Source organism: Vibrio sp. 1F253 (assembly GCF_041439295.1).
Classification (GTDB): domain Bacteria; phylum Pseudomonadota; class Gammaproteobacteria; order Enterobacterales; family Vibrionaceae; genus Vibrio; species Vibrio tasmaniensis_A.
Genome location: NZ_JBGONU010000054.1, coordinates 1 through 14,675 on the forward strand (window position 1 = coordinate 1; position 14,675 = coordinate 14,675).

Annotated in this window: 13 protein-coding genes and 1 pseudogene; 3 read left to right on the plus strand and 11 right to left on the minus strand. The window is 44.2% G+C overall.

The genetic code is table 11. The features are described 5' to 3' along the window. The first annotated feature begins 136 nt into the window (after positions 1-136). Entirely contained in the window at positions 137-352 is a 216-nt protein-coding gene (locus tag ACED28_RS19640) for a hypothetical protein (RefSeq protein ID WP_041473012.1), read from the plus strand. 176 nt (positions 353-528) lie between these two features. On the opposite strand, the gene ACED28_RS19645 is transcribed toward ACED28_RS19640, so the two are convergent. The 10 genes and pseudogenes from ACED28_RS19645 to ACED28_RS19690 form a co-directional block, all read right to left on the minus strand. Next, positions 529-1,185, minus strand: coding sequence for a Qnr family pentapeptide repeat protein (locus tag ACED28_RS19645; protein ID WP_012600074.1), 657 nt, complete (start codon positions 1,183-1,185; stop codon positions 529-531). 443 nt (positions 1,186-1,628) lie between these two features. Then, positions 1,629-2,111 carry a MarR family winged helix-turn-helix transcriptional regulator gene (locus tag ACED28_RS19650; protein ID WP_009845974.1) on the minus strand — a complete coding sequence of 161 codons (483 nt, stop codon included), beginning with the start codon at positions 2,109-2,111 and terminating at the stop codon, positions 1,629-1,631. 362 nt (positions 2,112-2,473) lie between these two features. Continuing rightward, on the minus strand, positions 2,474-3,688 hold the full coding sequence (gene choV / locus ACED28_RS19655) for a choline ABC transporter ATP-binding protein (RefSeq protein WP_371710539.1): 1,215 nt from the start codon (positions 3,686-3,688) through the stop codon (positions 2,474-2,476). 2 nt (positions 3,689-3,690) lie between these two features. Beyond that, entirely contained in the window at positions 3,691-4,533 is an 843-nt protein-coding gene (choW, locus tag ACED28_RS19660) for a choline ABC transporter permease subunit (RefSeq protein ID WP_009845976.1), read from the minus strand. Between the two features lie 107 nt (positions 4,534-4,640). Further along, complete coding sequence (locus ACED28_RS19665) at positions 4,641-5,612, minus strand: choline ABC transporter substrate-binding protein (RefSeq protein WP_371710540.1); 972 nt, start codon at positions 5,610-5,612, stop codon at positions 4,641-4,643. A gap of 156 nt (positions 5,613-5,768) precedes the next feature. Next, positions 5,769-7,481, minus strand: a complete 1,713-nt coding sequence (betA, locus tag ACED28_RS19670) for a choline dehydrogenase (RefSeq protein WP_371710541.1) — start codon at positions 7,479-7,481, stop codon at positions 5,769-5,771. Between the two features lie 72 nt (positions 7,482-7,553). Further along, a pseudogene (betB, locus tag ACED28_RS19675) lies at positions 7,554-8,636 on the minus strand (betaine-aldehyde dehydrogenase); the annotation flags it as partial. Further along, complete coding sequence (locus ACED28_RS19680) at positions 8,632-9,747, minus strand: hypothetical protein (protein ID WP_371710542.1); 1,116 nt, start codon at positions 9,745-9,747, stop codon at positions 8,632-8,634. The pseudogene betB and the gene ACED28_RS19680, both read right to left, overlap by 5 nt. A 328-nt stretch (positions 9,748-10,075) precedes the next feature. Continuing rightward, positions 10,076-11,371 (minus strand): tyrosine-type recombinase/integrase, encoded by a 1,296-nt coding sequence (locus ACED28_RS19685; RefSeq protein WP_371710544.1) that lies wholly within the window; start codon positions 11,369-11,371, stop codon positions 10,076-10,078. Beyond that, positions 11,368-12,501, minus strand: coding sequence for a tyrosine-type recombinase/integrase (locus ACED28_RS19690; protein WP_371710545.1), 1,134 nt, complete (start codon positions 12,499-12,501; stop codon positions 11,368-11,370). The genes ACED28_RS19685 and ACED28_RS19690 overlap by 4 nt, the downstream gene beginning before the upstream one ends. Before the next feature lie 141 nt (positions 12,502-12,642). Between ACED28_RS19690 and ACED28_RS19695 the strand changes: the two genes are divergently transcribed. Together ACED28_RS19695 and ACED28_RS19700 are read left to right on the plus strand one after the other, a co-directional pair. Continuing rightward, positions 12,643-13,698 carry a MalY/PatB family protein gene (locus ACED28_RS19695; RefSeq protein ID WP_371710546.1) on the plus strand — a complete coding sequence of 352 codons (1,056 nt, stop codon included), beginning with the start codon at positions 12,643-12,645 and terminating at the stop codon, positions 13,696-13,698. 212 nt (positions 13,699-13,910) lie between these two features. Beyond that, complete coding sequence (locus tag ACED28_RS19700; protein ID WP_371710547.1) at positions 13,911-14,255, plus strand: ribosome recycling factor family protein; 345 nt, start codon at positions 13,911-13,913, stop codon at positions 14,253-14,255. A gap of 161 nt (positions 14,256-14,416) precedes the next feature. On the opposite strand, the gene ACED28_RS19705 is transcribed toward ACED28_RS19700, so the two are convergent. Then, positions 14,417-14,656 carry an RNA recognition motif domain-containing protein gene (locus tag ACED28_RS19705; RefSeq protein ID WP_371710548.1) on the minus strand — a complete coding sequence of 80 codons (240 nt, stop codon included), beginning with the start codon at positions 14,654-14,656 and terminating at the stop codon, positions 14,417-14,419. Between the last annotated feature and the right edge of the window lie 19 nt (positions 14,657-14,675).

The window sequence follows — 14,675 nt, forward strand, 5'->3', positions numbered from 1 at the left end:
TTTATCGCCCAAACTGGTTAAATTTTAACAGTGACAACTATCCTGCCAGAGGGGGGTACCCTACAATGAAAAGTAATTTACAAAGTGCTCATTAGTAAAATAGAATAAAAAGACTAATATTATACTGGTGTTAAAAATGCGTTATCGTTGGGCCTCATTCTGTCATAAAAATCCAATTATCGGACGAATCGTTCATGTCTTTGTTATGTTGGTAGCGGTAGCTTCTATCGTACTTCCATTGATGTCAAAAGACGCAACAACGATCTTAGTTTCATTGTGTGTTGCACTAGTATGTTTCGTGTTGTTTGTCTTCTTTGCACTGGCCGACAAAATGCGTTCAGGAATGCACTAATCAACTCAATATCCGCCAAGCATTCTCTTTTCTAAACTTCATTATAAAATGCATGCGGCCAAATACGGAAAAGCCCAAAGTTATTAACTTTGGGCTTTTCTTCTAACTGCTGTGGTTAATTACGACCGAGTGATACGGCAACCGAGTTTTACAGCGTTATATGCAGAATTAGAAAATCAATCAGGCATCACAACAATACCCATGGTTTCAAGCAACTGCTCTTGTTGCCAAGCGACAATCTTAATCCCTGTCGTATCCACTTTGCGAGGGTCTAACCCTTCTAATTCCGCATGACACAAGTTAGCCCCCTGCATACTGAATTGCCCCCATACATCTTCGGAGAACACGCCTCGGCTGAGATCAGACTCTTTCAGTGACGCACCGCCAAGGTAAGTCCCTATCCAACGGTTTTCAAACAGCTCACACTTTTCCAAGCAGGCCTGCTCCAAGTTGGCGTATGACAGGTTACAGCCCGTAATATACGCAGAGCAAAAGTACATCCTATTGCTTACTTGATTGGCAAAGTTAGCACGAGTAAAATTCGCTCCTTTTAAATCGCATTCACGCAGCTCAATCCCATAGCAATTCGCATTACTAAAGTTCGCCATCGCCAACTGGCAATTCTGGAAACTTGCGTCTCGTAAATCGGCAATATCAAAGTGGCACCCCTCAATATCGCCTTGTTCAATAAACTTACAGTTAATAAACGTTGCATCACGTAAGTTCGAACGTCTGAAATCACAACGGATAAACGTACAGGCCGTAAATGTAAGCTCTGATAGATCTTGCTGAGCAAAACTGTGCTGATGATAAGTGCTGTTATTAGTGTCCATTTAACCCCCTAAAGAAATCAAGCTAAGACTACCATTGTGATCTTAAGAAAACATCAAATTAAAAACCAACAAAAACAGCAACTTAAAACACCCTAATTTGGCCATTCTAAGGCACCAAACGAGCCATTTAAGGTTGTTATTTTCGTTTTATGGCATGCGCTTATCTTGAAAATAGTTTTGTCGCTTAGAAGTGGGGGGAGATTAGACACAACGAGAAGATCATCATATGTCAGCATAAACTTGATGCCATAGCCTATATAGATATCTTCGCTTGATACTTAGTCTTTCGAAAACCTTAGCTTATATCGATAGGCTAAAACTAAAAGATGATTTTTATTAGTAAAGTCAGAAAAATGGGGAGGCCAAGATCAAAAAATGGCCGCTTGATGCGACCATTTTATAACTCTTTAAACTTTTTCTTAGCTAGACAATTTAAAACTACGTTAGCTCTTGACTACGTTTGCAATGCCTTCAAGCTGTAGAACTGGGGCTGCGTCGATGTCTTCGGCGTTCATCATTGCAGACACACGTTGCATCGAAGAAAGCAGTAGGCTTTGCTCCCATGCTTCTAAATTTTGGAATTTTTTAACAAAGTTATCTTGTAGCGGTGGTGGCGCATTGTTAAGTAGCTCTTGACCTTTTTCAGTCAGATTTGCGTGTACTTTGCGGCGATCTGACGAGCTGCGAACACGTTGTACGTAGCCGTTCAATTCCAAGCGATCGATGATCGTCGTTGTCGTCGCTTGACTCACATTAGTTTGATTAGACAATTCTTTGATCGTCACATTACCCATCTCTTGGATTGCGCGCATTAAAATCAATTGAGGGCCCGTCAAACCATACTCTTTACTCAGCTTTTTCGAGTGTAAATCGATAGCGCGAATAATTTGGCGAATAGCGACCAAGATTTCGTCATGTTTATCCAAGATGCAGACCTTTGTACTAATATACTGTGAGTGACTTTACAGTGCCGGGGCGATGAGATTTCCAAACTGAACAGCTTAGGATCGCTCGAATTACACTGTAAATTGATAATTTACTTCATTGATTTTTCCGCATTGTACTGATGTTAATACTATTCTCAATCTTTTCTATACCACTAAACTTGCGTGGTACGGCACTTTTGCCTAATGAAGGGGGAATCAAAGCTTCAATGAAGACAAAAATAATGAGTCAGAGAATACAAACTCAAAGAATAATATATTTTAATAATCATAGAGGTAGAGAGATTTAACCCTCTCCACCCAATAAAAAACCAGCCTCAATAGCTAAGCTTAAAAACGAAATTTTACGCAGCGGTATTCATCTGAAAGTTACCAGTAAGCGCATTATAAAATTCACTGTTATCCAAAATACCGATCAGTTTATTGTCTTCCACCAGCAAAATCGGGTGATTACTTAGCTGTTTCAGTTTAATCGCATCGCGCATGCCAATCTCTGGGCTTGCCACTACAACACTCGATGCGCTGATTGCCGTCAAATCGTCAGATTCGTTCCACTCAACAAGCGCTAAAGTCGATTCACCTTTTACCGATAACGTACCTTCACTCTGCTCAATCCATAAGTCTTTAGCATCACAGATCTTCCAGCTTTCATCTTCTTGTTTCAAAGAATCCAGAGGCTGCATCAACGAACGACCTTTGAGTACGTTCAACGGGTTAGTATGTGCGACAAAATCTTTCACGTATTCTGTTTTTGGCGTGAGTACGATCTCTTCAGGCTTACCGTGTTGAATCAATTTACCTGATTCCATGATCGCAATGTTATTACCAATCTTCAGTGCTTCATCCAAATCATGGCTCACGAACAGAATCGTTTTGTTAAGCTTGTTTTGTAATAGAATTAGCTCATCTTGCAACTGCGCACGAATCAACGGATCAAGCGCTGAAAACGGTTCATCCATAAGAAGAATGTCAGTATCCATCGCAAATGCACGTGCCAAACCAACACGTTGCTGCATACCGCCCGATAGTTCATGCGGATACTTGGTTTCCCACTCTGCCAAACCCACCATTTCAAGCTGTTCACGCGCTTTAGCACGACGAACATCTTTTGCGACACCTTGCATTTCAAGGCCAAACGCCACGTTATCTAACACGTTTAACCAAGGCATTAGGGCAAATTTTTGGAACACCATTGAAACGCGGTGAGTGCGAAGGTGACGTAAGGTCGCTTCGTCACACTGTTCACCTAAATCAACCAGCTTATCGCCATCTTTGATTGCCAATGAACCACGGCTGATCTCATTCAAACCGTTTACTGCACGAAGCAAAGAAGATTTACCTGAACCCGATAAACCCATCAGCACACAAATCTCGCCTTCTTCAACCGTCAGCGACACATTGTCTACGCCAGCGACTTGGCCAGTCTCATCAATGATCTCTTGGCGAGTTTTACCTTGGTCGAGCAGTTCAAGCGCTTGCTTCGGCTTATCACCAAACACAACATCGAGGTTTTTAATGGTAATCGCATCCATAGTCTTTGGGTCCTTAGAGATAGACATGATTAAGCTTCCTTCTGGTTTGGTGTTTTGCACAAGCGATCAAGAATGATAGCGACTAATACAATCGCTAGCCCGGCTTCAAAACCTTGTGAGATGTTCACTGTGTTCAATGCGCGAACAACAGGTTTACCAAGCCCGTCAGCACCGACAAGAGCAGCGATAACCACCATCGAAAGCGACAACATAATACATTGAGTTACACCTGCCATAATGCTTGGTAAGGCTGCCGGTAATTCCACTTTCATCAGCAATTTCATGCGGCTTGCACCAAACGCTTTACCCGCTTCAATCAACTCTTCAGGCACTTTGGTGACGCCTAAGTAGGTCAAACGAATTGGCGCGGCAATAGCGAAGATGATGGTCGAGATTAAGCCAGGAACGATGCCCAAGCCGAATAAAACCAAAGTCGGAATCAGATACACAAACGTTGGAACCGTCTGCATTAGATCAAGAATGGGTCTAAGCACCGTATATAACCAAGGGCGATGCGCGGCCATAATGCCAACTGGAACGCCAATTAATACGGAAATCGTTGTCGCTGCAAATACCAGGACAAAGGTTTCCAGCATTTCTTGCCAGTAGCCAAGGTTTAAAATAGTCAGCAAAGCTGCAACCACGAAAATCACAAGCGAGGGTTTACGGTGTAAATACCATGCAATCGCCGCGGTCATCACGATTGGTAAAGCCGGTGGCATCCACTTAAATACATCGACTAAAAACATAATGACGGTTTCTAGAAAAATCGAAATAGCGTCAAAGAATCCTGCTGCATTGATTGTTAGCCAATCAACACCCGCTTCCATCCATTGACCAACAGGGATTTTGTTTTCCGTAATAAAATTCACAATATTGCCTTTTATTATGGGTGGGCTACTTCAAACCAATAGACAATTGGCAAGCCCACCTTTTTTATTTATAGAGCTTTGATAAATAGATCGATAGGTAGGTAAAACTAAGCTTTAACTTGTTTTAGGTATTCAGTAACCGCTTGAGTCGCTGATTCACCTTTATGCGTTTTTACGTTGTCTAACCAAGCTTCAACTTGTTGAGGGTTATTGTTCAACCATTGTTGAGCCGCTTTCTCAGGCTTCACTTTTTGGTTAAGAATCTCTTCCATCAACTGGTTTTCCATCTCTAGAGTGAACTCTAGGTTTTGCAGAAGTTGACCGACGTTTGCACATTCAGACAGGTAGTTTGAACGAACATTGGTGTAAACATTTGCGCCACCGTAGTTAGGGCCGAAGAAGTCGTCACCACCTGATAGGTATTCCATCTCAACATTGCTGTTCATTGGGTGCGGTGCCCAACCAAGGTAAACGATCCACTGACTGCGACGAGCAGCGCGAGATACTTGCGATACCATGCCCGCTTCACTTGATTCCACTAGGCTGAAATCTTTCAAGCCAAACGCGTCAGCATCAATCATTGATTGGATTAAGCGGTTGCCATCGTTACCCGGCTCAATACCGTAGATGCGGTCTTTAAATTTGTCGGCATGTTTTGCTAGGTCGGCGAAGCTTTTCACGCCAGAGTCGTACACGTATTTTGGTACGGCTAGTGTGTATTTTGCACCTTCAAGGTTGGCACGTACTGTCTCAACCGTTCCCGCTTCGCGGTACTTAGCGATGTCGCCTTCCATAGTTGGCATCCAGTTACCTAGGAATACGTCAATATCGCCGTTCGCCATTGAAGAGTAAGTAACCGGTACTGAAAGTAGGTCGGTTTTGGTTTTGTAGCCTAGGCCTTTCAGTAGCTCAGAAGTGACCGCCGTTGTTGCGGTAATGTCTGTCCAACCAACATCAGCGAAGCGTACGTTTTCACATTGTTGTGGTTCAACAGAAGCGTTAGCACCAAATGCAAACGAGCTGATAGCTAGTGCTGTTAACGTTTTTTTCGTCACGTTCTGAATATTTAGAGTCGTCATAATGGTTCCTTTTTATCTTTCCTTTTGCTGCTCGATATCAACACCGATAGAGAGCAGTTCTTCTGACTTTTGACTAATTAGTTTTGTTATTTTTTGCTTGTTACTTGTTGTTTTTATTCTTTGCTACTTTTGCTGTTTTTATCCAATAACAGAGGCTTACGCTTCTCGTATTGGCTTATTGATTCTTTGTGTCTCTTCCCACTCCGGAGCTATCCATACCGGAACGTTTTGCTCTTTTAGAACGGGCTTACCCAAAATCAAATCGGAAGCACGCTCAGCCACCATAATGGTCGGGGCGTTAAGGTTGCCGTTTGGAATAACTGGGAAAACAGACGAATCGACAACGCGCAGATTATCAATACCGCGAACGCGACACTCTTCATCAAGCACTGCCATTGGATCATCATCAGCGCCCATTTTGCAGCCACATGAAGGGTGATACGCACTTTCCACGTTCTGTTTAACCCATTCGTCGATTGCTTCATCAGAAGTGATACTTAGACCCGGCTGAATCTCTTCGCCTCGGTAAGCATCCATTGCTGGTTGAGACAAGATCTCACGCGTTAAACGAATACAATCACGCCAATCTTGGCGGTCTTGCTCAGTCGAGATGTAGTTGAAAATGATCTCTGGCTTGGCATGCGGATCAGCAGAAGTGATCGCAACCGTACCGCGACTTTCTGGCTTATTAGGCCCAACGTGTACTTGGAAACCGTGACCATCAAAGGCCGCTTGTCCGTCGTAACGCATCGCTGCAGGCAAGAAGTGATATTGAATGTTTGGCCACTTCAATCCTTTGCGAGAACGAATGAACGCGCACGATTCAAAGTGGTTAGTGGCACCAAGGCCTTTGCGAGTCAGAATCCATTCCGCGCCAATCATGCCCTTGCTGACCAAGCCAAGCTTACTGTTGAGCGTGATAGGTTCGTTGCAGTGATATTGAAAGTACACTTCTAAGTGATCTTGAAGGTTTTCACCGACACCGCTTAGTTCGTGTTTAACTTCAACGCCGGCCTTTTCAAGCACGGCTTTCGGGCCGATACCAGAAAGTTGCAGCAGTTGAACCGAGCCAATAGAACCCGCAGAAGAGATCACTTCTTTGTTCGCCACAGCCACCTGGGTATTGCCTGACTTTTCAAACTCGACACCGACCGCTTTCAAGCCCGATTGACCTTCTGAGTCTTGCGCTTCAAGTAAGAAACGACGCGCCACGATGCCCTTCTTCAAGGTCAGGTTTGAACGCTTCAATGCACGGCGTAGATAAGCGTTAGAGGTTGAGGCTCTAACCCCTTTGTCCACTGTCATATGCATAGTGCCGAAGCCTTCTTGCTGGTAGCCGTTGTAATCGTTGGTTTCTGGATAACCTGCGTCTTTACCTGCATCGATAAACGCTTGGTAAAGCGGGTTGAGTTCCATATCGTTACCATTACAAGTGCCGACAGGGCCATTGTCGCCACGGTATTCATCACCGCCTTTGTTCCATGATTCAGCACGGCGGAAGTAAGGCAGGCATGCTTGGTAGTTCCAACCTGCCGCGCCCTCTTCTTCCCATTGGTCAAAATCACACGCGTGACCACGAACATAAACCATCCCGTTGATCGATGAGCTGCCGCCTAACACTTTGCCACGTGGGCAGTGCAGTTCACGTCCATCAAGACCCGGTTCTTTCTCTGTTTCAAATTGCCAAGCGTACTTTTCAGTATTCATTGGGTAAGAAAGCGCGGTTGGCATCTGGATAAAAATACTCTTATCCGTGCCACCAGCTTCCAGTAATAAAACGCTATGTTCACCGCTTTCCGTTAGCCTATCCGCTAACACACAGCCGGCCGAACCCGCACCGACGATAATATAATCGTAGCGTTGTTCCATGTTTTGATTTCCCTGAGATGAGTCAGTAGGGCTAGCTCTGTTAAGCTAACCCATAAAATTGAGTGTTACGCTTTAGGCATAAGGGCTGGCGTAGTCGCCAAGTTCAATAAGAATGCTCTTAGTCTGCGTATAATGAAGTAGGGTTTCTGGTCCATTTTCACGGCCAATACCCGAAAGCTTGTAACCACCAACAGGCATTTCTGCCGGTGAGTCGCCCCACGTGTTCACCCAACAAATACCTGCCTGCATTTGATGAATAACACGGTGCGCACGAGAAAGGTTTTGCGTGAACACGCCAGCCGCAAGGCCGTATTTGGTGTCGTTAGCGCGGCGAATCACATCGTCTTCGTCCGTAAACTTCAACACTGACATCACAGGGCCGAAGATCTCTTGTTGAACATGAGGCATGTTGTCTTCGCAATCCACAAACACCGTTGGAATAACAAAGTTGCCGTTTTCGAGACCGTTGTCTGTCACTTGATAGCCGCCCGTCAGCAGGGTTGCACCCGACTGCTTAGCTAGCTCAATTGCTTCAAGGACTTTTGAAAGGTGTTCTTTAGAAATCAACGCGCCGATCTGAGTCTCCATGTCCATTGGGTTACCAATGATCAGCTTCTCAGTGCGTGTTTTAAGTTGATCGATGAATGCGTTGTAGATGTTTTCGTGTACATAAACACGAGTACCGTTGGTGCACACTTCGCCTTGGGTGTAGAAGTTAGCAACCATCGAAGCGGAAACCGCATCATCCAATTTCGCATCATCAAACACGATCATTGGTGACTTGCCACCAAGTTCCATAGTGACTGATTTCAGCGTCTTAGCGCTATCTGCCATTACCGCTTTACCGGTACCGGTTTCGCCCGTGAACGACACTTTCGCGATGTCTGGGTGCGCCGTTAGCATTTGACCCACTCGGTAGTCACCTTGAACTACGTTGAATACGCCATCAGGAAGGCCAGCTTCTGTGAAAATCTCAGCAAGTTTAATTGCCGTTAGCGGCGTTTCTTCCGAAGGCTTGAAGATCATCGCGTTACCCGCAGCGAGTGCTGGAGCCGATTTCCACATTGCGATTTGGATAGGGTAGTTCCACGCGCCAATGCCCGCACAGATACCTAGTGGTTCACGGCGTGTGTAGAAAAATTGAGATTCACTAAGTCGCGAAATACTCCATAATTAAACAGCGAGAGTAAGCATTAGTAAGAAAGGTACCGTCATGAATGCGGCCATACGTGGAATCACCAATATACAAGCTATAGGGTTCAAACGTAATATTAAAGAATTGCCCCTCAACCGCCATTAATCTCAGATAGTCATCAAAAGAGACCCATTCTTCAGGTGGGCAAGATCGCAATGTTTCTATACAAGCATCCCTGCGGCTCAGAACATTGGTAAAATATTTCTGACCTTTTCCTTTTTGCCCTTTAATCTGATTGATACGTGAGAACTCGTCAAATTTGCTTCGATCTTTCCAGTCCAAGAAAAGCTGTTTAATGACGTCACAATGTCGTTGTTGAAGAGCGGCTTTTTTTAGGTTGATTTGCAATTCGCCCTTTGTCTCTTTGAACCATAGAGCAGCTCTTAGAATTTGAATCCAACCAAAAGCCTTTATACTTTTCGCTGATTCGTCATCAAGTGATGTTACCTTTTGATACGGTTCATTGAGTTGGTTGCACAGTTGGTTGAGCAATGTTTTAGAAGGCAGCCCAGTTTTCGGACTGACTTTTAACTTCTTAACCTTAATAGTGTTAAGAAGAACGTTAAGCTCCGCTTCCGTGTATTGTGGGGTTTCTGACGTTTCAATCTCGTCACCATCGACAATTGCCGTTGGCACAGAGAAATGTGGTGGCAATGGAACATGAGGTTTCAAAAAAGCTAATAGGTCATTAGGTATTCTGCGTGAAGATCCGTAACGGCGGTCAGGATAAAAGAACGGAGATAAAGCTTTGTCACCGTTATCTTTATCTCGACTTCGATACAACGACCAGTCTTCTGTACTAGGTGGTTCTTTTTGATATTTTGACCAGAATACGAAACCGTCCATATAACCTGCTTGATTGTGAACGGCCTCTTGCAAAGCAAGCTTCTGAACCTCTGAGAGGTGGTTCCAAATTAGCTGTAGGTTGTCTGGGTTCATCAATGCATTAAAGAGTACACTTGCAACTTCTGCTTTGCGACTGGGGATAGCACAAGAAAAGGGTAATGACTTGATACGAAACTTCAGGTCATCGACGGTGCTGTAATCAATAAGGTTTTGAAAATTATCCATGCTGTTACTAGCTCTCTTGATATCTTCAGGAGATTTTATACTACCCCCCTTAGCTCTTCTTCCTTATTTTCGAAAAAGCGTACTTTGCATGGCTTAAATAAATGCAAATTCAATGGAAAGTGTGATTTTGCTAAGGCACTTTTGTCCCGAAGCGACCTTACCAACATAAAAAGTCATTTTTACTGCATGAGTCTTGTTATCGTCACATGAGCAGGGGTTGGGTAAATTCCAGTTGTCTACGAACGCGCATGTTGATAGCCGAATATAATAATGGGCAATAATAGGATAAGCCACTCCCAAAAAGTGGCTTTATAGGGATTCAAGATAACTACCAACTCAAAAAATCCAACTCAGCTCTAATATCACTTATCTGCTCATCCGTTAATTCTGGCAAGATGTTGAATTTCCCTTTTATTGCCTTTGGTTCGGGGTTAGGTTTGTCTGCCTTCAATGCCTTTGTGGTACGTTTTCGTTTTCTGGGCTGTACTTCTTTAGGCTCGACTAATATTCCCGTTATTACCGCCCCCAGAGTATCTACTGCCTCTGTCACATGGTGCTCACTGACATGCATATAACGAAGTGTTGAAGAGATACGTTTATGACCAAGGAGCTTAGCGACCATCGGGAGCGGATAACCGTCCAGCACCGCATAACTGGCAAAAGTATGACGTAAGTCATGAATACGTACATCTGCAATATCGGCTAACACCCGTACTCTTTGCCATACCATCCCAACCTTAGTAGGCCGACTCACATAACAGCGAAGAGGTGAAAAAACATCATTACCATTAGAGTCAAAAAACTGTTTCCCTATTTCCGAAAGGAGTTTTCGAGCATCTTTACCCACATAAACCACTTTCGCCCCCGTTTTACTGTCTGGCAAATGCCATTCATCTCCTTTGATAAAGGACCATTGCAATCCCGTCACCTCTGAAATCCGACACCCCGTCAAAAGCACCAGCTTTATGACCTGACAGCAACACGCCTCAATTTCTCCCTGCTGACTAACCGTTCGTAAAGCCCCTTCAAGTCGCGATAATTCATCCAGACTTAAAAAGCGATTCAACTTCTTTTTTCGGTTCTGCTTGATACCATCGCAAGGATTTTTCAAGCAATACCCTTGTCTCTCGGCATATTTAAAAATGGAACGCAGCACATCAAGAGTGCGATTAGCCGCTCCAGCATAGTCTTGGCTTAACTCATCAAACCAACGCTGCACATGACACGAATCAATACGAGTGACGGGGTAATGCCCAAACTCTGGTAATAAGTGTTTATTTAATGCCCCTCTTGCCCCTCCCTGTGAGCTGGTTTTCCATGTTGAGCACACTTTTTGTAACCATTCACCCTGTACCAATACATCAAAACGCATCACCCCGATTGCCCTACTCTTATTATTACCCTGCATCAGGCTTAACGTTTTTTGACGAGCCTGACGAAGAGACAGGCTATCGACAGGTGCTATAATCTTATTGCCACCGCCTGTCTTCATGACATAAAAACAGGAAGCGTCTTTGCCTACTCGCACCCCAAACCCATATTGCTTTGTATCCCAAACAACATAAGTTTTGGGTTGGGGCAATAAATCCTTAATCTTTTTCTGAGTGAGTTTGATATAGCTCATGAGCGCATCCCCTTAGCCAAAGTGGCTGATATATGAGAGGCTGCTTTACAAGCATCCAGACTGCTTAAGTGGGCATATTTCAGCGTCGTTTCTACTTCCGCGTGACCCAGTAAGCGACTAAGCACCGTCAGATTAATATTGGATTGAATTGCAATACTGGCGTACGTGTGGCGTAAATCATGTAAGCGCACCCCGGCTAACTCGGCTAAACGGCGCACTTTATGCCAGAACGAACTCAAGGCCACTTGAGAGATCGGTTTGGTATGACATTGAGCAGGAAAAATATAATCACTCTCTGTTCGCCACTCTTTTAGATACGCCCTAACCGGTGAGCAAAGGTACACAGTTTTTGCACCTGTTTTACTGTCTGATAAATGCCAATGCCCTCCCCTGTAATCTTTCCATTGCAACGTTCTCACTTCCGAAGAACGGCACCCTGTATATATCAATAATCGTATAATCATCACGAGAATTGGGTTATCGGCTTCTAACGTTTCGAGTACATGCCATAGGCTACGCAACTCTTCCGGACTGAGGTAGCGTTCGACCTCTCCCGCTTTATAACGCTTAAAGTGACGACAAGGGTTAGTGTTTCTATGTCGATATCCCCACGCTTCACACTGCTGCATCATGACAGACATCAACACTAACGCTTGATTCGCTGAGCCTTTCACGTGATTTAACTGAGCAAACCACCCTTCAATGTCTCTTCGCTCTATGGAGTGAACCTGTTTATCGCCTAAAATAGGCGCGATATGTAAACGAAAGGCGCTCTTATTCTTTACCGTCGTTCTTGGTTTCCAGTGGCGAGGATAACGCTTAAAAAATTCCTCAGCGAAGACCCGAATCGTTATTGGTGGCAGCTCTTTTATATCTGCCAGATAACGAGTCTGGTGAACTTCATTCACCACTTGCTTTCGCACCTCTCGTAATGATAGGTCGGTTGCTTTACCAAGCTTGCGGTGAACCCTTAACCCTTCATGCTGAAAGCGAATATAAAATCGCTTACCTCCTGACGGATAAACTCTTAAATACAACTCAGGGACTTTTGTATCGTAAAACTCTTGAACCAGATGGTTAGAAAGGATGCGCTCAACAAAGCGTTGTGTGAGTAAGATTTTTTTCATCATTTAGTACCTTCATATAGGGACATAGAATCACGAAATTTCGTGAAAGCATGCCATACCAATGAAAGACACAAACTACACATCGCTTACCTATCAGACACTTACTACAGACAACCATCCATAATCGCCAGATTATGACGTGGTGTGTATTCGTATGAATTTCATGAACAGGCGGTGTTTGAGGCGCTATCTCTATGGTATTCAAAGCGTCATGGTTTAAATCTGTCTTCAGACAAATTCGTTCAGGTTCCGGGAGTATTACCAGGCATCGCGTTGTTACTGCGCCAGTTTACCAACGAGGGTGATGGTGTACTTATTCATACGCCGGCTTATCATCAGTTCGCTAATTTGGTGAATAAAGCAGGTCGTCAGGTCGTGAATAGCCTGTTGATTAATGACGGACAGAGTTATCAGATTGATTTTGCTGGTATGGAGCAACAGATCATCGACCAACAAGTGAAGACGATGATTTTCTGTAATCCGCACAACCCGACTGGGCGAGTGTGGACACCTCAAGAGATTGAACAAGTCATCGAAATTGCTAAACGTCACGATGTGCTGATCATCAGCGACGAAGTTCATTCCGACATTATTTTTGAAGGTCATTCTTTTACGAGCTTAACCAGCTTTGATTACGACAAGGTCATTGCCTTGATTGGCTCTCCGGCGAAAACCTTCGGCATGCACAGCATCTCAAATGGTTATGTGTACACCAACAATCATGAGTTATTTGAAGCGTTCAAAACCAATGTGGTGGCGATGTATCTTGACCATGGTAATGCGTTCAGCACATTTGCAACCGTGGCTGCCTTTGAGAAAGGTGGAGAGTGGCTAGATGGCATGTTGGTGTATCTGCAAGACACGGTGAAATGGATCACTGAGTTTGCGGAGCAGCGCATTCCTCAGTTAAAAGTCTTCCAGCCACAAGGGACTTACCAAGTGTGGTTTGATTTCTCAGGCTTGGATTTTTCGGAAGAAGAGCTAAAAAATGTGGTGTTTGAGCAGGCTAAAATGGGCTTAACCCTAGGAGGTTGGTTTGGTGCGCAAAGCCCTAACTTCATGCGAATGAACATCGCGACGTCACGCGATAATATCGAGCAATCATTTACGGCTTTAGCGGACGCGATTGATGGTTTTGAGCGAGGAAGCCAGGAGAGTTCAAACTGCTGCGATAAAGGCGATTCAAAAAGTTGCTGCTGATTATCCATGTTGAATTGAAAATGCTTAGCCGCTGATACTGAACATTAGGCTCTATAGAACGAAAAAACGCGAGGCTGCTTAGCGCATGACTGGCGGTTTTTTTGTGTCTGTGTAATCCTAAGCATGATTTTATTGAGATGAAATTGAAGTGTTGAGTGGTAGTTAGAGAGCGCTTGAATGATTGGTATAGGTTGGTTGGTTGGCAGAGAGTTATGTTTAGTGTCCCACTGAATAGTTTTGTACATCGTGTGAGTGATAAAAGCCAAGTGATGGCGAATGCGACTGAGTGTGGATGCCAGCTGAAGCGAGTGCGACGTTCACGCAACTGGCTGTTGGTGGCTCAAGATCATCAACTCGTTGAATTTAAAACCATGTTAACTCATGAAAAAGACGATTGGATAGCAACTGCAATAGACAAAGTACTGCCTAAGCCTGTGGTGTGTTTGGCATCGTTGTTAGCCGCTACGCCCTCGATGACGGTCGCGCAGTTAGTGATGGAATCAGGATGTTCAATGGCAGAAGCAAGGCGTGCTATTGATGAACATGAAGGGTTATAAGCGCAAACGATAAGTGAATAGGTTGGTTGTGAAAAGAGAATCGCGAGCAGCAAAAAGCCCGTAACGATATTGCGCTGAAAAACGTCATATCGTTACGGGCTTTATCATCTGTGCTTGTGCTGATTAAGCTAAGCCATGTGGCTTATAAAGCGTTTACTCGATTAAGAGTTAGCCACTTTTACACGAATCGTGTTTTTGCCAAGCTTTGACAAGTTTAGCTTGTTTAGTGCCGCTTTTGCTTCTTCGTGCTCTGGCATTTCAACAAATGCAAAGCCTTTAGATTCGCCAGTGTTTTGGTCTAAAACTAGGCTGCACTCTTTTACTGAGCCGAACTCAGAAAATAGAACACGGATGTCTTGCTCAGCAGTAGAGCGCGATAGGTTACGAACTAGAAGTTTCATAATAAACCTTGAATATGAA